At 42.8% G+C, this 19,043-nt stretch carries 17 protein-coding genes; 6 read left to right on the top strand and 11 right to left on the bottom strand.

What is annotated here, in order from left to right; genetic code table 11:
- The first annotated feature begins 70 nt into the window (after positions 1 to 70).
- Positions 71 to 1,621, top strand: a complete 1,551-nt coding sequence (gene murJ, locus PSYC_RS09105) for a murein biosynthesis integral membrane protein MurJ (protein ID WP_011281018.1) — start codon at positions 71 to 73, stop codon at positions 1,619 to 1,621.
- Positions 1,622 to 1,743: 122 nt separating this feature from the next.
- Complete coding sequence (locus tag PSYC_RS09110; RefSeq protein ID WP_011281019.1) at positions 1,744 to 2,364, top strand: hypothetical protein; 621 nt, start codon at positions 1,744 to 1,746, stop codon at positions 2,362 to 2,364.
- A 24-nt stretch (positions 2,365 to 2,388) separates the two neighbouring features.
- Here the strand turns inward: PSYC_RS09110 and PSYC_RS09115 are convergent, their stop codons facing one another.
- The gene (locus PSYC_RS09115) at positions 2,389 to 3,039 is read right to left on the bottom strand and encodes a GNAT family N-acetyltransferase (protein ID WP_011281020.1); all 651 of its coding nucleotides are present in this window, start codon (positions 3,037 to 3,039) and stop codon (positions 2,389 to 2,391) included.
- A gap of 283 nt (positions 3,040 to 3,322) precedes the next feature.
- Here PSYC_RS09115 and ribF point away from each other — a divergent pair, with 283 nt between their 5' ends.
- Positions 3,323 to 4,339 carry a bifunctional riboflavin kinase/FAD synthetase gene (gene ribF, locus PSYC_RS09120; RefSeq protein WP_049750954.1) on the top strand — a complete coding sequence of 339 codons (1,017 nt, stop codon included), beginning with the start codon at positions 3,323 to 3,325 and terminating at the stop codon, positions 4,337 to 4,339.
- Between the two features lie 84 nt (positions 4,340 to 4,423).
- On the opposite strand, the gene PSYC_RS09125 is transcribed toward ribF, so the two are convergent.
- From PSYC_RS09125 to PSYC_RS09140, 4 genes are all read right to left on the bottom strand, one after another.
- Positions 4,424 to 4,657 carry a DUF2789 domain-containing protein gene (locus PSYC_RS09125; protein WP_011281022.1) on the bottom strand — a complete coding sequence of 78 codons (234 nt, stop codon included), beginning with the start codon at positions 4,655 to 4,657 and terminating at the stop codon, positions 4,424 to 4,426.
- 286 nt (positions 4,658 to 4,943) lie between these two features.
- Positions 4,944 to 5,933: a malate dehydrogenase gene (locus tag PSYC_RS09130; protein ID WP_011281023.1), complete on the bottom strand. Its 990-nt coding sequence runs from the start codon at positions 5,931 to 5,933 to the stop codon at positions 4,944 to 4,946.
- A gap of 401 nt (positions 5,934 to 6,334) precedes the next feature.
- On the bottom strand, positions 6,335 to 7,033 hold the full coding sequence (locus PSYC_RS09135) for a ribonuclease T2 (protein WP_227500327.1): 699 nt from the start codon (positions 7,031 to 7,033) through the stop codon (positions 6,335 to 6,337).
- Between the two features lie 553 nt (positions 7,034 to 7,586).
- Positions 7,587 to 9,806 (bottom strand): lytic transglycosylase domain-containing protein, encoded by a 2,220-nt coding sequence (locus tag PSYC_RS09140; RefSeq protein WP_011281025.1) that lies wholly within the window; start codon positions 9,804 to 9,806, stop codon positions 7,587 to 7,589.
- Positions 9,807 to 10,284: 478 nt separating this feature from the next.
- Between PSYC_RS09140 and miaB the strand changes: the two genes are divergently transcribed.
- The gene (gene miaB, locus PSYC_RS09145; RefSeq protein WP_011281026.1) at positions 10,285 to 11,775 is read left to right on the top strand and encodes a tRNA (N6-isopentenyl adenosine(37)-C2)-methylthiotransferase MiaB; all 1,491 of its coding nucleotides are present in this window, start codon (positions 10,285 to 10,287) and stop codon (positions 11,773 to 11,775) included.
- Positions 11,776 to 12,016: 241 nt separating this feature from the next.
- Here the strand turns inward: miaB and PSYC_RS09150 are convergent, their stop codons facing one another.
- The 4 genes from PSYC_RS09150 to PSYC_RS09160 form a co-directional block, all read right to left on the bottom strand.
- The gene (locus PSYC_RS09150; protein ID WP_011281027.1) at positions 12,017 to 12,766 is read right to left on the bottom strand and encodes a LysE family translocator; all 750 of its coding nucleotides are present in this window, start codon (positions 12,764 to 12,766) and stop codon (positions 12,017 to 12,019) included.
- Between the two features lie 106 nt (positions 12,767 to 12,872).
- Positions 12,873 to 14,111, bottom strand: a complete 1,239-nt coding sequence (gene argE, locus PSYC_RS09155; RefSeq protein WP_011281028.1) for an acetylornithine deacetylase — start codon at positions 14,109 to 14,111, stop codon at positions 12,873 to 12,875.
- 34 nt (positions 14,112 to 14,145) lie between these two features.
- Positions 14,146 to 14,283: a hypothetical protein gene (locus PSYC_RS11595; protein WP_227500328.1), complete on the bottom strand. Its 138-nt coding sequence runs from the start codon at positions 14,281 to 14,283 to the stop codon at positions 14,146 to 14,148.
- A gap of 99 nt (positions 14,284 to 14,382) precedes the next feature.
- Positions 14,383 to 15,036 (bottom strand): UPF0149 family protein, encoded by a 654-nt coding sequence (locus PSYC_RS09160; RefSeq protein WP_011281029.1) that lies wholly within the window; start codon positions 15,034 to 15,036, stop codon positions 14,383 to 14,385.
- A 239-nt stretch (positions 15,037 to 15,275) separates the two neighbouring features.
- Between PSYC_RS09160 and PSYC_RS09165 the strand changes: the two genes are divergently transcribed.
- Positions 15,276 to 15,719 (top strand): hypothetical protein, encoded by a 444-nt coding sequence (locus PSYC_RS09165; protein WP_011281030.1) that lies wholly within the window; start codon positions 15,276 to 15,278, stop codon positions 15,717 to 15,719.
- A gap of 107 nt (positions 15,720 to 15,826) precedes the next feature.
- A complete protein-coding gene (locus tag PSYC_RS09170) occupies positions 15,827 to 16,273 on the top strand; it encodes a cell division protein ZapA (RefSeq protein ID WP_011281031.1) in 447 nt (148 codons plus the stop codon).
- Between the two features lie 238 nt (positions 16,274 to 16,511).
- Here the strand turns inward: PSYC_RS09170 and PSYC_RS09175 are convergent, their stop codons facing one another.
- Together PSYC_RS09175 and glyS are read right to left on the bottom strand one after the other, a co-directional pair.
- Entirely contained in the window at positions 16,512 to 16,769 is a 258-nt protein-coding gene (locus tag PSYC_RS09175; RefSeq protein WP_011281032.1) for a hypothetical protein, read from the bottom strand.
- 174 nt (positions 16,770 to 16,943) lie between these two features.
- Entirely contained in the window at positions 16,944 to 19,037 is a 2,094-nt protein-coding gene (gene glyS / locus PSYC_RS09180) for a glycine--tRNA ligase subunit beta (protein WP_011281033.1), read from the bottom strand.
- Positions 19,038 to 19,043: the final 6 nt, after the last annotated feature.

The raw sequence follows: 19,043 nt of genomic DNA on the forward strand, positions 1-19,043 counted from the left end.
AAAGTGCTATAATCTGTCAGTTTTTTTTGACTCTCGTAAATCAGCAAGCAACTTAGCAAAATAGGTTCTCATGGCAAAAAGTCGGTTATTTCGTTCAACCATGGTGGTCAGTAGTATGACCATGCTGTCGCGTATTTTAGGTCTGGTACGCGATATTGTATTATTAGGCGTCTTTGGCGCTGGTGGTCTCATGGACGCCTTTTTAGTCGCCTTTAAGATACCAAATTTTCTGCGACGTCTGTTTGCTGAAGGCGCGTTTAGTCAGGCTTTTGTACCTATTTTATCCGAATATAAAGAAAAGTATAGCTTACGAGAGGTACAGATATTAGTCAGTCGCACCTCAGGTGCTCTGCTGTTAATTTTATCGATGCTCACCGTGGTGGTTATCTTAATGGCACCGTGGGTCGTGACTTTATTTGCACCTGGTTTTGCCGATCAACCTAATAAGTTTGCGATTACCGCTGAGCTGTTGCGACTGACCTTTCCTTACTTATTATTTATCTCAATGACTGCCTTTGCCAGCGGCATCTTACAAAGCTATGGACGTTTTGCAGCACCTGCTTTTGCACCGGTATTGCTCAATCTATCTATGATTGGTGGCGCACTGGTTTTTGCACCCATGTTCGAGACGCCCATTATGGCGCTCGGTTATGCGGTTGCTATTGCAGGCTTATTACAGCTCCTACTGCAGTTGCCACAATTGTCGCAACAAAAATTACTGGTCATGCCCAAAATCGACTTCCAGCATGAAGGCGTCAGGCGCATACTAAAATTAATGCTACCTGCTATCTTTGGAGTATCGGTTACTCAGATTAATCTGTTATTAAACACTATCTTTGCCTCTTTGATGATTGGCGGTTCAGTCTCATGGCTATACGCCGCTGAGCGTATGAGCGAGCTACCACTTGGTTTAATTGGCGTGGCAATTGGTACAGTCATTTTGCCAAGCCTATCAAAAAGTGAAGCCCAAAAAGACGATGTCAGTTTTAAAAAGACTCTCGATTGGGCAGCCCGTTTAATTATATTAGTCGGCGTACCTGCATCGGCAGCACTATTTATACTTTCTGATGTACTGATGCAAGCGCTGTTCTTACGCGGCGAATTTACCTTACGTGATGCGCAAATGAGTTCGCTTGCGCTAAAAAGTATGGCAGGTGGCATCTTGGGCTTTATGTTGATTAAAGTCTTTGCCCCTGCTTTCTTCGCTCGTCAAGATATCCGCACACCCGTCAAAATCGGTATTATTTCCGTTTTTGCTAATATGATTTTTAGTGTCATCTTTATTGGGATATTTTACTTTCTTGAGATTCCACTACATGGCGGGCTCGCACTTGCGACGACTGGCGCATCATTTGTGAATGCAGGCTTATTATATTATTTCTTGCATAAGCGTGATATTTTCCGTTTTGGCAGTCACTGGAAAAAGCTGTTTGCGCAGTTTGCGATCTCTACCAGTGCCATGGTCGCTGTGCTTTATATCATGCTACCGTACTTTCCAACCGATAAGGCACAGTGGCAACGTTTGATTGCGCTACTGATTATGTGTACGGTCGGTGCGCTGGTTTACGGCGGAGTATTATTGGCAACAGGCTTCCGTCCTCGCCATCTGAAACATGGTTAAAAGTGCTAGATAAATTATTGGTTTACCAAACCAGAACAAGCTCAATATGAGAATTGACAATGAATGATGCTGATAATTGCCATAATGGCTTATTGTTAAATCACTCAATACTAAGGTTTTATATGACAATTCAGCAGCTTACAGCTCAACGCCTACCTATGATTTTTGCGACTGGTTTACTCAGTGCTGGACTGTTGATAAGCGGTTGTAGCGATAATGATAATGTGCAGACCAAGCCAGTGGACGAGACGACAGACAGTCCATCTGCCGTAGATACCGCTAAGAGTACGGATGATGTCGAGGCTAATACTGATGTTAATAAGACTGATACTAATAGTATAGACAATAATTCCGCAGCTATACCTGATACTGACATTGTCAGTCAAGATATCAGCCCTATCGCAGCCGCTGTTAAAGAGCCAAGTATCTTAACCAATCGAACCCAAGCAGGTACCCCAGAAAATACCGTAAAACTGGCGCTTGATACCTTATATTATGGCGACGTTAAAAAAGCGGCGTCATATTATAAAGTCGATATGGAGAATTTCGCTGAAGAGTTGAAAAACACCCAGTTTGCCTTTAAGCAGACAGTTGAAGCTGTCACTATTATTGACACTAAGTACAATAGCGATAAAACCAAGGCAACCGTTACAGGTGAGCTGAGACTAAAAGGTCAAAGTGAGCCTGCGCCTTTGGCTTATGAGCTGCAAAAAATCGATGGCGAATGGAAAATATTGGGTTAGAGCTTTTGACTGTCAATCATTGATCTAACCATTTCTGATATCGTCTGTAACATCCTCTGTAGCAAGGCGTTTACCCAGCATCACCACATCAGCGATAAATCCATCCATATCACAGACTTGTGGCATCAAACCCCATTGCTCAAAGCCAAGCTTACGAAATAACCCCAAGCTTGGCTGGTTATGGGCGAAAATAAGCGCAGCGACATTATAAATACCGAGGCTTGGCGCTTGATGCAACATCCAGCGTACTAATAAGCTACCCAGTCCTTGACCATGATAGTCGTTATGAATATAAATACTAATCTCGCTGCTGATATGATAAGCCGGACGCGCATACAAATCGCTAAAGCTACCCCATGCAATGATTGACGAAAGTTGTTTCTCCATCTCGCTTTCCATAGCCATATTTGCCATTCTAACGACATAAATAGGTCGCGTTGCACTATTGATATGTTCTGCAAACCAAACTGCCCGCTCTTCATAAGTCACCGGTTCCAGATTGGCTGTTGCCTGTTTGCCCGCAATACTTTTATTATATATTGCTAAAACTTCTACTAAATCACTTGCCACTGCGAACTGTACAATAAATTTATCGCCAAACTTATTTGTTAATGTAGGCAAGTTAGTACGATCAAAAACAGGTTTAGAATTCGGGTTAGCTGTTATCGCAGACATAGCACCTCTATAATGGGTTATTCATCGTTAATGGTTTGAACATCCTATAAAGCGACCTCTCAGCAATCGAATAAGCTTTAGCCCAGTAAAATAACCATGCTGTAAAACGGATAGCAGCGTTCTGCCATTATCAGCAGACTATAGGATGTTAGTGTGGCTATTTTACTTTATAATGGCTGATTTTAAACACATCGATTTTAAATCCAGATGTGTTTTTCATTTTTTATCTGGTTTCATCTGTCATAGCTGAACATTTATGAACACCTATTTTCTTGAGCAACTGATGGCGTCTTCAGACGCTTCGCCTACCCATACCAACCCAGTAGCTTTAGCACCCTGTGTGCTGACTATTGGCAATTTCGATGGCGTGCATTTGGGTCATCAAGCCATGCTCGCTCAAGTGCGCGAACTTGCAAAGGCTCGTAAACTTAACTCTGCCGTTATGATATTTGAGCCACAGCCAAGAGAGTTCTTTGCGCCAGCGGCTGCTCCTGCCCGCTTAACCAACCTTGCCGAAAAGCAAGCTTTGCTAGCAGAATACGGGGTTGAGACCTTGATTGTGGCAGGTTTTGACAACGAATTTCGCTCATTATCAGCGCAGGCATTTGCAGATATCTTAGCGAGGCGACTGAATGTGCAAGCCTTGGTATTGGGTGATGACTTCAAATTTGGTCATGATCGTACCGGTGACAGTCAGTTTTTGCGTGATTATGGGCTACATGTGACCAATCTGCACACCGTCAATGACGATAGTCATAAAGCGGCGCGCATCAGCTCTACTCGTATCCGTGATTTATTGTTGGCAGGTGACATCAACGCTGCCAACGCTTTATTGGGTCGAGATTATGCCATTACTGGTACGGTCGTTGGCGGTGATAAAATTGGTCGCACCATGGATTTCCCAACCGCCAATATTGACTTAGAGCGCATGAAACCTGCTTTACACGGCATCTTTGCAGTCGATGTCGTCAGCCTTGATCAGGATGGCAATGTTATACCAGACGGTTTATACAAACGTGCAGATAATAACCATAAAGGTATAACAGGTTTGCGAGCACATAGCCTGTTTGGTACTGCCAATATCGGCACCAGACCTTCTGTCGACAAAACCCATGAGTGGCGTTTAGAAGTGCATTTTCCAGAACTGCAAGCCGACTTATATGGTTCAACCTTGCAGGTGCGTTTTTTGCATTACTTGCATGGTGAACGCCATTACGAAAGTTTGGATGCGCTAAAAGAAGGTATTCATCATGATGTACAAGAATTGATTGAATGGCGCGCAAAGCAAACGGACGGTTAAGCCATAAAACGTTTAATGGCTGGTTTATGAGCAGCTTGTTTGTTATTACCTAGCTGACATGATTACCTGGCTGATAGCTTACGCCTATGGATGCAAGCGTACATTCAAATCATCGATGACCTCTACCCACGCCGCATCTTTTTCCCATTCTTCTTGTAAGAACATACGTTGGTTGTCATTCCAAATGCTAGCTTCTGTTAATTTCTCTTCTTTTACCAATTGATTGTTTTTAATAAAGCGATCAATCGCCTCATCAGAGCTATCAAGACCCAGCTGAGCAAATAGCTCATTCATATTATATTCAGGTTTGCCTAACATAAACTTTCTCCTCAAATGACACAAATTTGCTTGTGCTTATTATTTAAATCAACCCGTTTATTGTAGCAAGCTTTATTTGAATAACTGTTTATCTAACGTTATCAATTGTATTAACCTTTAAGAATTAGGTGGAAATAAGCTGCATGATTAAGCTGGCTCTCAATAAAATATAAAGAATGCTGACAGCACGCCAAAATTCAAACAAAAAAAGCCCTCATGATAAATGAGGGCTTTTTACGTCTAGTACTGAATATAAACAGTACTAATCTAAACTTAAGCTAGAAGCTTACGGTAGTAAGTGCGCTACTGCATCACGCTCTTCGCTAAGCTCTTGCTCAGTGGCTGCCATTTTCTCTTTTGAGAATGCTGATGACACATCAACGCCATCAACGATAGACCAGTCACCGTTAGTACAAGTGCATGGGAATGAGTAGATCAAACCTTTGGCAATACCGTATTCGCCGTTTGAATATACACCCATTGATACCCAATCGTTCTCATCAGTACCAAGTACCCAAGTACGCATATGAGCGATAGCAGCATTGGCTGCAGAAGCGGCAGATGATGCACCACGCGCTTTAATAATAGCAGCACCACGTTGTTGTACTTCTGGGATATAAGTACCTTCATACCACGTACGATCAACCAAATCTAACGCAAGCTTACCGTTTACAGTGCTCGCCGTCAAATCAGGATACTGAGTTGATGAATGGTTGCCCCAGATGATCATTTTCTTCACGTCATTAACCGTGCTATCAGTCTTGCCAGCCAACTGTGCCATTGCACGGTTATGGTCTAAGCGAGTCATAGCAGTAAAGTTACGTGGGTCAAGATCTGGTGCGTTACGCTGTGCGATTAGCGCATTAGTGTTCGCAGGGTTACCTACAACCAATACTTTAACATCACGGCTTGCAACATCATTCAATGCTTTACCTTGTGCTGAGAAAATCGCAGCGTTGGCTTCTAGCAAATCTTTACGTTCCATACCAGGACCACGAGGGCGTGAGCCTACAAGTAATGCGTAATCGACATCTTTAAAAGCCACGGTCGCATCATCAGTTTGGACGATTCCAGCCAATAATGGGAATGCACAGTCTTCTAATTCCATGACCACACCCTTTAGGGCGTCGAGTGCTGGAGCGATTTCAAGTAATTGCAGAATCACTGGCTGATCTTTACCTAGCATTTCACCAGAAGCAATACGAAATAACATAGCATAGCTGATATTACCAGCGGCACCAGTCACGGCAACGCGCACAGGCTGTTTCATTGACATTGAATACTCCCTCATTATTGATTAGATAATTCATGATTTAGATAGCGACTTATTCGCTGAATACAGTAGTCATAAACCGGCAGCTAGTGTAGCACTTCAGTCTATTAAGCGTCTAGATAAAACAAGAAACCTATCCCTAACTATATTGTTACATTTTATACGATAAAATATTGGCAGGTTATATATAGTAAGCCCAGTATAAAAACGATACAGCGGAACTGGAATGAATTTTTTGCAGCCTCTGTCTGCGCAGGCACAGCACGCCAGAAAAATTTATACCAGTGCCGCGTCAAAACATGATGTATCTACTTTATTTGGAATCGACTATAGCAGGATGGGAATATGTTACGGACAAGGTTCGTGATATGAAAGGAGAGATAACCAGATAAGATAAAGACGTATTATTTACCGCCTGAAATGACGAATTTACTACCACAATTGTCCACGACATTATGACAATTACCAAACTTACTCCCTTCATAACAGACATGTACATCCGTCAATATCATTTGGCGCTGCGTACCTGCCTGACAAATTAAATCGATATTGGCAGGAGTCATGCCATTATTTAAGCTGGTCATTTGACCGATAAAACGAGACTTTAATACGGTATAACTGTTACCTGTATTAAGCTCATTTGGCAGCTTTAGAGCGCCTGCGTAGTTGATGATTTGGCGGAAATAATTACTGGAGCTTAATGGACTACAAGCGCCATAACGTTGCCACGCTTGAGTGCGTACTGTGGTATCGGGCATGATACGGTTAACGACTTTTAACTGTAGCGGTGTTATGCGCGGTTCACTACCGCGTCCACAGCGTTCTCCATAACCCATGTCCAAACCTGATACAGTCAAAGAATACCCTTCTAGGCACTGACGCATACGCGAACGTGTCGGTTGCAAGCTACATAAGGCAGGTGTCATCTCAATCATTAATACGCGCTGACCAGTTCTACTCGCGTTAGCTGCTTGGGCAGGCAGAGATAGCGTCCCTTGCAGCAATAGCAAGGCAGCGATGCTAATAGCCATACAGCCTTTACTGTTATGCTGTTTACTCATCATATTGTTACTTACGTACTCTGGCATCACTGTTTTTGGCATCAAGCCCACCTGGTTGGAAGAAATAACCGACGCCTAATACGCGACGATATGGGCAGATTGAGGTATTTTTTATTATATGAAAGTAAAGTATTGAGTAATAATAAAAATCAGCTTTTGCAAAATAGCTTCTAGATTCGGATAATATTATTCAAATTGGCTAATCAGGCTCAAAGCATCGATTGATTAACTCAAAAACACCTTATAAAAAAATCACTCATAATGACAGCAATGGTAGCAAAATACCTCTGTTAATCTATAGCAAAAACGTAAACATGCATGATAAATGAATCATCTATAGTTGAAATACTTTAAAGTCGCTACCGTATTGCTGGTGTAAATTTTTTGCAGCCTCTGTCTGCGTAGGCACAGCAAGCAAGAAAAATTTGCACCAGTAGTACGTGTTGTATCGATATTACTTTTCACCGACTATATATTAACCATCTTCATTATTGAAAAAATTTGGTCGTCAAAATACGATTACTAAACTAACAAATTGCAGCTGTAAAAAAACCATTAACCTTTTATCGTTAATGGTTTCTTCCTATTATTCAAATCAAAATGCGGCAGGTACGGTACCCATACGCTGGGTGATTGGCTGACCATTATCCAATAAGCTACTATAGATGGTGGCATTTTCCATCACGTGTTTGACGTAATTTCGTGTTTCAGGAAAGGCAATCGATTCAACATATTGATCCGCTGCCAATGAGCCATAGGTTGGCTGCCAACGCTTGGCGTTGTTTGGACCAGCATTATAGCCCGCCGTTGCCAATACAGACTGACTGTTTAACTTTCCAAAGATATCACCCATATACCACGTACCATAACGAATATTGGTATCACCGCTATTGGCACGACTTGCGCTGTATGTCTCACCCAAATTACGGGCGATATATTTTGCGGTATCTGGCATGACTTGCATCAGTCCACTTGCCCCAACATTTGAGCGCGCAGAGGCTACAAATCGGCTCTCTTGACGCATGATACCATATGCCCAAGCGGGATCGATACCGGCAGACTGACTGTAGCGAACCACAGCATCTTGATGCGGCATCGGATGCGATATCGCAAGGCTGTTTACATTGTCGGTATTATCAATGGCATATATCGCACGGTCAAGCCAGCCCATATCATAAGCTTGACGCGCTGCTGCAATGATTAATTCTTCATCACGGTTATCACGTGCTTTTTTTACCGCCCAGTTCCACTCACGATTGGCATAAGAACGGCTGGCATCAGCGTTATATAGAGAAAATGCGCGGGCAAAATGTGGATTTTGCATGACCCGAGCACGACCCTCGCTACTGACATTAGGTAAGTTACTACCACCCAAACGGCTGGCATCAAAACGTTGACCGACTTTTTCTTTTGCCATCAAACCATAATACTCATTACTTTTGGCAAGATTTTGATACATTTTCTTAGCGGTATTACGCTTGCTGCCATCATTTGATTGCTCATAAGCGCGCGCCAGCCAATATTGCCATTGATTGGCTTTTTGAGTTTCGGCATCCATTCTCGAGATGGCTTCGACCACATCATCCCAACGACTAAAGCGAATCGCTGCCATGGCATAATATTCTGCTTCTTCAAAACTAAAGTCATTATCTAAGCTGTTACGGAACCAGTCGACTGCTTCAACGTTAAAGCCATCATCGGTATTGTGATTCATGCGCTGTACACCAAGAGTACGATAGGCTGCGCGACGGGTATCATCATTTAATAATTTAACTGAGCGCTGATTGTCTTGCTTGATATCAAAATCCAACTGCAACGCCGCCTCACGATAAGACTTTTCAGCGACACGCCCCATGGCATATAAATACAAATATTGATTGGTTTGGCTAGCAGGCTCACGGGCAAAACGGCCAAAGAACGATGATGGGTTGAGCTGAATCTCACTCAGTGACGCATAAGGAATAGAGCTGCCCAAACGCGAAGACAGTGCTATGATATCGCCCGTTTTACCTGTACGCAGCATACGTTTGAGGCGAGAGACTCTCTCTGGATTGCTAATTAGGGCGTTATTATTCATCTCAAGCCCTAGCTGATCACAAAGGGCTGGCTGTTTTTTGGTGGTCAACCAGACATCAGATTTTGCTGCCATAGCACGCATGGTATCGCCGCCATCATTAAACCCAAGCGCAACGGCACAGCGCTCACTATCATCTGCATTGGTAATCAAATTTGCCACTTGTCGCACTGCTGCATAATCATTTGAACCTGCTTTAGTTTCAGCAAAGTCAGCAGCCAGCTTTTCTGCCATGGCCGTATCTGGATATTGGCGAACAAACTGCGACACTGCCGCAGGGCTTTGCGAATTCAAATCTATATTCATCCGCCAGTAAGTAGGATACATGGCAAATAAGCCACCACTCATAGCTTGCTCATAATTATAAAGCGCATTGACATCGCCACGTTCTGCCGCAATGGCTGCTGCGGTGAATGAACCCACACCATTATCTGATTGATAAGCATTGTTTTGTTGCACATTGTTTGGTTGAGAAGTGCTTTGCTGACTGTTTGGTTGACTATTTGGTTGATAACCATCAGGCTGATAGCGCTCTACTTGATATTTGCCTTCTTGCTCAGCACTACCGCCCTCGCCCCATGTCAATTCTGCACAAGCCACTTGCGATAAGCCTAAGGCACCCACTGCCGTTGCCAAGCTCAGTGCGCTTTTTTTAAGCGTCATTTTTTTAGACCTCTTGTGCGTCTCATTTTGATAGGTGTTTTTATCAATCATATCAGGAGCAACCTGCGGCTTTTTCATACTGACTCTCTTTTATAATGTGTCTTAAATAATATTTTAAAAAGGCTTTGAGAAAAGTGACTCTAACAAGGTAATTCTAAAAAAGGTGTGTAGAAAATAGATTTCTAAACAGCTATTTTAGATAGATGTTTTAGACAGATAGATAGAAATCATGATTTATTCAATGACGCTAATAGGGTGGCATTCATCATACTATACTCATTGCACTTTCAACCATAAGCTTTACTTTTCATTAATAAATTGGATAGCACCGCGTAACACGAAGGTGTTATTGCGCACAAATAAGCATCAATCATTACTCATCTTAGTTATAGCTAAATGATTACCGATAAGCAATTGATACTATTATAAATAATCCGATCTACTTATAATAATGAACAGACGCTAACTTTTCACATTAGCGCAGGGTTGTGATAAAATACGCCACCTGTTAATCGGCTACCCCGCTATATTTTTGGTCAATCATGGACTTATCCTTATGAGTGTTACTGTATTTAATCCCCGCATCGATGACGCTGCTGCCTCTGACATTACTGCTGTCACGCCTGCCGTCACCGCACTCAATGAACTAAGTTCAGCACAAGCTCCTGTAAAATCAGCAACCAAGAAGGTATTTGTCACGACCCAAGGCTGCCAGATGAACGTCTATGACTCGGGAAAAATGCTTGATGTGCTTGGCGACTCACATGGCATGGAAGTGACGCATGATATCGACGAAGCCGATGTACTACTAATGAATACTTGCTCCATTCGCGAAAAAGCCCAAGAAAAAGTCTTTTCAGAATTGGGTCGCTGGCGCAAACTCAAAGAGAAACGCCCTGACCTTGTCATCGGTGTTGGCGGGTGCGTGGCTTCACAAGAAGGCGATAACATCCAAAAGCGCGCGCCTTATGTTGATATGGTTTTCGGTCCACAAACCTTGCACCGTTTACCAGAGCTGTATGACCAATCACATCAACAGCGTGAGATTGCGCCAAAAAACCGTATCGGTACAGTGGATGTATCCTTTCCAAGTATTGAAAAGTTTGATTTTTTACCAGAGCCTAGAGTAGAAGGGTTTAAAGCCTTTGTTTCTATCATGGAAGGCTGCTCAAAGTATTGCTCATTTTGCGTGGTACCTTATACACGCGGTGAAGAATTATCACGTCCACTTGACGACGTATTGGCTGAGATTGACAGTTTAGCGGCACAAGGTGTGCGTGAAATCAATTTATTAGGCCAAAACGTCAATGGTTATCGCGGCGAAAAAGATGATGGCAATATTTGCCGTTTTGCTGAGCTATTGCACTATGTGTCACACGTCGATGGCGTTGAGCGTATTCGCTACACTACCAGCCATCCGCTAGAGTTCACCGACGATATCATTGACGCTTATGCGCAATTGCCAGAATTGGTATCACACCTGCATCTACCTGTACAAAGTGGCTCAAATACGATATTGGCAGCAATGAAGCGCAACCATACTATTGATGTTTATATCAATCAGATCAATAAGCTGAAAGCCATACGTCCTGATATTCACTTATCTAGCGACTTTATCATTGGCTTCCCAGGTGAGACCGACCAAGATTTTCAAGATACTTTAACTCTAGCAAAAGAATTAAATTTTGATCACTCATATAGCTTTATTTACTCTAAGCGTCCAGGAACGCCAGCGGCAGAACTGCCTGATGATGTGAGCTTCAAAACTAAGAAAGAGCGCTTGGCGGAATTTCAAAAAGTCATTATCGATTCAACGCTAGCCAAAACTCATGAGATGGTCGGCACCACGACTCGCGTATTGGTTGAACAAGTGGCCAATCGTCATCCTGATTGTCTCATTGGTACAGCAGATAATACCCGTACCGTGATGTTCCCGTATGCAGTAGATAAAATGGACGAGCTGCTCGGTAAAATCGTCAGTGTACGCATTACTGACTTTGTCAGCCCGCATATGGTCAAAGGCGAGATTGAAGCAGTTTTAGCTTAAGCGTTTTTTTAAATAAAACAGCCGAAAAAGCCGTTCACCATTCAATAGCGAGCGGCTTTTTTTCTTATTTAAAAACGGCACAGTACGACTTCTATACCATAAAACTATAGTTGAAATACTTTAAAGTCGCTACAGTATTGCTGGTGTAAATTTTTTGCAGCCTCTGTCTGCGTAGGCACAGCAAGCAAGAAAAATTTGCACCAGTAGTACGTGTTGTATCGATATTACTTTTCACCGACTGCTATACCATAAAACTATTGAACACATCAGCCAATAAAGCGGCGGCAATTAATATAAATATTATCCCGCAACCACGATTGAGCCACGCCAATCTATCACCAACATCTAACCAACCTGCCAGTTTTTTACCGCCTAATGTATATACTATCTGCCAAATCGTCTCACTTAAAAACAGCCCTAAGGTGAGCATAATATATTGCGGCCATAGCGGCGCACTAAAATTGATGAATTTAGGAAAGAAGGCAGCAAAAAATAAAATTGCTTTTGGATTAGAGAGTGAGACCCACATACCGGTGCGAAACAACGTACCATTACTAGGTGCCATCTTGACCGCAGCACTAGCGAGCGAGCACGGCATGGGCTTATCAGAATGGCTACTTGTCACAGTCTGATTGGGCGTTATTGCCAACTCAGCGCTAACCTCTGCACTCATCATATCGGCATCATTCATTAAACTGCTATTACTACCACTATCACGCCATGAAGCCATACCCAAATAGATAAGATAAATAGCACCAACGGTCTTGATTACACTCAATAACCAAGGTGACTGACGGCTAATGACATCGAGTCCAAGCAGTGTTGCGAGTAACAGGATAAACAGCCCAAGGCTAAGACCTGCCAGCGTCCACAATGTCCGTTTAATCCCATAATTAATGCCATATTGAAAGGCCAGTAGCATATTCGGACCCGGTGTCGCTGAGATAAAAAACGTACTTGCGAAAAATACCAAAAACAGATGCCAAGACATCAACCAACCCCTACCTTTTTATTTTGAACTGAATACACCACTAAAAAAATAAACACCGCCATAAAGACGGGGTATATTATACCAACCACGATCGAAACCTCGCGGTTTATTTATCCGTAGTACAACTTTCTAATAGACGCTGTAAGAAGCTATCACAGCGCTCAATCTCATTTAACTCAACATATTCATCGGCTTTATGAGCCTGCTCAATACTGCCAGGTCCACAGATAATCGTTGGGATGCCGCTATTGGTAAACTGTCCACCCTCGGTTGCATAAGCAACTTTGTGACGTTTACTATCGCCTGTCAGTGCGGCTATGATTGCTTGTAGCTCGCTGCTCTCATTATCAGTCATTGCCGGCACGCTTTCTTCTTGCATCAGCTCAATGCCAGTTTCTGGCGCGCGCGCTTGCATTTGTGCGCTTAACTCTGCAACCTTGGCTTGAATCGGTGCGAGGATATCCTCCTGTGTCATATGTGGCAGATTGCGATAATCAAAGGTGAACTCACATAGATTGGGCACGATATTGGTCGCTGTACCGCCGTTTATGGTGCCAACAGACAATGTTGAATAAGGCACATCAAACAGCGCATCATTATCGTCACGATGACTGATCTCTTCCGCCAAGGTATCAACATAGCCAATCAAACGACTGGCATAACTGATGGCGTTCACACCTGTCGCTGTCAATGACGAATGTGCTGATTTGCCATGCACGCGGCAGCGATAAACGGCAATGCCTTTATGAGCAACGACCATCGCCATATTGGTGGGCTCACCAACGATACAATAATCAGGGGTGATACCACGTGCCTTTAAGTCTGCCAAAATTAAGGGTGCGCCCAAACAGCCAACCTCTTCATCAAATGATAACGCCAAATGTAGCGGACGACGCAACTGACCTCTATTCGATAACTGTACCGCTTTTGGCAATAGTGTCAGCGCACAAGCAATAAAGCCTTTCATATCGCAAGCACCGCGTCCATATAGCTTGTCACCACGAATCGTCGCAGTAAATGGCTCTGATGTCCATTCTTGACCATCAACTGGCACCACATCAGTATGACCAGATAACACCAAACCATGATTGACGATATCAGCATTGTCACCTGCTGGTACTGTGACAAATAAATTGGCTTTGTTTTTGGCATCATTAAAGGTCAAATCTACGGTTAAGCCTAATTGCTCACAATAGCTTTGTACGTCTTCAATCAATGCCAAATTTGAATGACGACTGACCGTATCAAAGACAATCAGCCTTGTGAGCCAGTCAACGCTACTTGATGGATAATCAGTATCCATTATAGCGTGGGGTATGCCATCAGTACGAGTTGATACCGTCATAGAACATCCTTAGTACGATACAAGATAAAAAATCTTAGTCTCTTTGGAATGCGCGTTGTTGCAGCGCTTTTACTTCTGTATCTAATCCGGCAATCGGACCTTCAACTGGCACATGAGCGGCAGCAAGCTCAATAGAGCGGCGTAAATGAATCATAGCTTTGTCAGTTATCATCTCAGTCCCCCTTTTATTAGCTTATTGCAAATCACAGTCCTTATTAGGATTTACATATACTACACCACATCCTATCAAACCGTTTATGACGAATCTGACTTACGATGGATTGTTCTGATTCATCACATCAATGACTGGCGGCATCGGTTTTGTCAGCTTACCTTCTGCTTGTAACTCTTTAGTGGTTTTGGCATCGATAGCCAGTCCTGCAATCAACGCAATGTCTTTAACAGGCTTACGCTGACGAGTGGCAAAGCTCACTGGTACCATACGTGCAAACTCATAAATGTACAAATAAGACTCTTCGCCGCCTTCAAAATCCTCATCATCCTCTAAGCGAATGCCACCAATTTTTGCCAAATCCGTAAGCATCTCATTTTCTTCACTGCTCAGACGACAATCGGTGATACCAAAGCCGGTCATAAACCCATTTGCCCACTGTTTCAATGCCATTACGCGCTCGTATAAGTCATGTTCATCATCTGGCACAAGCGGCGTATAAGAATAAGCGTCATCTTTGTCTTTTAGCTGAAATACCGTGTCTTCGGCTTCTTCGGTCAGCAAGGTCAACGCTTCGTCAGGTAGTGGCGCAAAACTCAGCTCTTCAAATACCTTCGCCCATACCTGCTCATCAGGCGCATCACAAGCAGTCATCAGCCCCGTCATTAGACCATGTACCTCACTGATAGACACATCAGTCCAGTCGTCAAAAGCCTTTAGCCAAGTATTCCAGCCAGAGATATTGTCATTCATAATAGATGTCCTAATAATTTATGGTTAATGATTGATAGTTAATAATTGCTTATAAAATAAAAATAAAAATAAACGCAGCACGATGTTATTGACAAGGCAGCGATTCATAAAAGCAAATAGATCAAGCCCACTGCTGGTAATTACTTTGTTGGTATAGATATTATGCGGTCACCTATGGCATTATTAAACGCAGACAACAACATTCATCCACGCTTATTTGTTAAGGATAAAAACTGACCATGTATGACCAACTTAGAATATTAGAAAAAATGATACTCGACATCAAAAAACAGTATCAGCTTGTCAGTGCTGAACTTAGCAGCCTCAAGCAACAACCCCTTACCGATCCAAAAGAGCTTAGCGCCCTAAAAACCAAACTTGATGGCAGCTATACAGAACGTGATGGCGCCAAAAAACAATTTAATGATCTTGATAAGCGCTACCAAAACTTAGCTGAAGCGCACCACATGATAGGTGAAGAGCAAGATAAATTACACAAGCAGGTTGAGCTGCTAGCACAACAAAATCATGACCTGAAACAGCATAACAATGAATTAAAGCAGCAGTATAGCGATATTAAGCAGCAAAACAGTGACTTAAAAAAGAAGAATGAATTGGCAGCGGAGCGTACACAAGTGGTATTACAACGCTTAACCCGTATTGATCAAACAGAGAGCCAGTAGTCGCTTGTAGTTGAAAATTATCACTATTTTTATTAATGAAGCTCGCAAACGCTCACTATAACAGCATACCTCTTCCACTTTATTGACCAGACATTGTAGGATTTATCATGACCGACAACCATAACAAAATCACAGAAAAACAGCTGCAAAATAGCCCAGTAAAAAAATCTCAAGTAGAAAATAGTCAGGCACAAAAAATTGTATCAAATAATGCAAATATGCAAAGCAGCGCCGCTGCTAAAGTAAATAGCGCACCTGAGCCGCAAATCAAGAAAGTAGATATTGCAATAGCAGGGGTGACCTATCCTATCTATTGCCCAGTACATGAACAAGAAGAGTTACGTTCAGCAGTTTCTTATATCAACGACTATGCACTCAATCTAAAAAGAGACGCACCGAGTCTTAGCCAAGAAAGCTTATTGGTATTATGCTGCTTAAATTTATATGAGAAAATCCAAACTCATGAAAGAAACGAAAAAGATCATGGGCAACAGGATAAGCAGTCTATGGCTTTGCTAAATAAAGTTATTCAAGACGCTCATTCTATTTTATAAGCCAATACTGTTCATGATGCTTATAAATACATCAAACGCTTAGTCACTAAAACTAAGCGTTTTTTAAAACCTATAGTCGGTGAAAAGTAATATCGATACAATACAACACAACACGTACTACTGGTGCAAATTTTTCTTGCTTGCTGTGCCTACGCAGACAGAGGCTGCAAAAAAATGACACCAGCAATACGGTAGCGACTTTAAAGTATTTCAACGATAGATAAGCCTGTTTTTATACTTATGGCTGATAAACCTTACCTGCATGAAAATCTGCTTGGTGTTCATAATTGCAAAAGAACAGCTCGCCAGATGCTGATTTATCAATACTCTCTGACGTTGTATGGGTATCGGCATTAACAGCGCTTTCAAGCACACCACGATACTCAGCCAAGCTATTGCCACAAAAGGCGCATTGACGCGGTGTAATGATATCGCCTTTTTTGGGCATCATACTTTTGGGCGCGCGCGGGTACATAAACTTATAAAACCCCCACATCGAAACCCAGATGATGATAATGATAATGATAACAGCTAACACGGCAGCGCTCCTTCAAATATGGCTGAATACATTCTAAACGCAACACTTCAGAATAATCATATAAAAAACTGGCTACATTGAGCCAGTTTTTTATTTTAGAAATTAAATGAGGTGGCAATTATACTTACGATATTATAACTGCAACTCACTGATATCGGCGACCGTCAAGAATAAAGCACGCACTTGCTTAAGCAGCGCTAAGCGATTGGCTTTAAGTGCTGCATCTTCACTATTCACCATCACATCAGCAAAGAACTGCGTCAATGGCGCATCTAGACTGACCAGGGTCTGCAGTACTTGCGTATAGTTGGCAGTATCAAGTAATGGCATCACATCCAATTGCGCTTGTTGCACCGTCTGATATAGAGACTTTTCAACCTCCTCAGTCAGTAGCGATGCATTAACCTCATTGGCTACCGCGCCTTCAGATTTCGCCAAAATATTCGCAACGCGCTTGTTTGAATCCGCCAACATCGACGCTTGTGGCAATTCGCTAAACGTTTGAACGGCACGAATACGCTGATCAAAATCAAGCGGCATGTGCGGATTAATCGCCTGTACTGCCTGAATGGTATCGACGCTAACGCCTTGCTCAGTATACATCGCCCGATAGCGCGAATTTAAAAACGCCATCACTTGAGTAAAGGTATCACCCATCTTGGCAATCTTGCTACCGTCGCTAGTGCTATAGCCTTTAATCGCTTGTTCGACCAACGCCACTAGATTAATGGGCAACTGCTTTTCAATCAAAATACGCAAAATACCAATTGCTGAACGACGTAAGCTAAACGGGTCTTTTGAGCCAGTCGGCGCTTGACCAATGGCAAAAATACCCACTAGCGTATCTAAGCGATCTGCCAATGCTAAGCAAATCCCAACCGCTGTCTTTGGTAATACATCACCGCTGAACTTAGGCAAATATTGCTCTTCTAAACTTGCTGCCACCGCTTCAGGCTCATTATTCAGACGCGCATAATAAGTACCAGCGATACCTTGCAACTCAGGATACTCACCGACCAATGAGCTTGCCAAATCTGCTTTGGACAAAATGCCTGCACGCACCGTTTCATTGATATCAATCTCTTGCCCTTGCTGCTGCATCAAGGTAGCAATAAAAGCAGCAAGCTTAGCAATACGCTCAGACTTTTCCCAAATCGTACCTAGCTTATCTTGGAACACACGGTTTTTAAGATTTTCAGTCAATACAAATAGCGGCTGCTTTTGATCTTGTAAGAAGAAAAACTCTGCATCAGCCAAACGCGGGCGCACAACTTTCTCATTACCTTCAATAATCTGCTTAGGGTCTTTAGATTCAATATTGGTAATAAAGATAAAGTATGGCTGCAATTTGCCTTCTTTATCCGTTAAGCAAAAATACTTTTGATCTGCTTGCATGGTAGAGATAAGCGCTTCTTGTGGCACTTGTAAAAAGCGCGGCTCAAAGCTGGCACGCAGCGCAATTGGAAAATCAACCAAGGCAGTGACTTCATCTAACAAGCTCTGCGGTACGATAGCGTCAGAGTTGACCTCGTCTGCCAAGGCTTTGACTTGATTTTTAATCAGCATTTGACGCTTATCAAAGTCAGCCACAACTTTTAAGCCGTCAAGTAGTTGCTCATAATCGTTGGCATGCGCAATAGTATGGTAATCAGGACTATGGAAGCGATGACCACGCGTTTGATTTCCAGTCTGATGACCTTGGATAGTGGCATTAATGACAGCATCATCTTGCATCAATACTGCCCACTGTACTGGACGGACGAACTCATTGCGACTCGCGCCTGAACGCATACGCTTAGCAATTGGCAAATTATCAAGCGCGGTCTGAAAAATAGTAGGCAGCAGCTCAGTGGTCGCTTGACCCTGTACAGTTTGTACGTAACCGACGTAATCACCTTTATCGGTGTTAATAGTCGTCAACTCGCTGGCTTCAATACCCAAGCCTTTTGCAAATCCCATCGCCGCACGAGTAGGATTACCCTCAGCATCAAACGCCGCTTTAATCGCAGGTCCACGTTTTTCTTCAGTACGATCCGGCTGCTTAGCGCTAATACCTTTAATCTGAATCGCTAAACGGCGCGGTGCCACAAAGGCTTTGATGCTATCAAAGGTAATGTTAGCTGCGGCTGACTGTATAATGAAGCTTTGCTGCAATGCATCACGTAAAGTTTTTAGGCTTTTTGGAGGTAGCTCTTCACACCCCAGTTCAAATAAAATGGTACTCATGGGATG

The organism is Psychrobacter arcticus 273-4 (assembly GCF_000012305.1).
Taxonomy (GTDB): Bacteria; Pseudomonadota; Gammaproteobacteria; order Pseudomonadales; family Moraxellaceae; genus Psychrobacter; species Psychrobacter arcticus.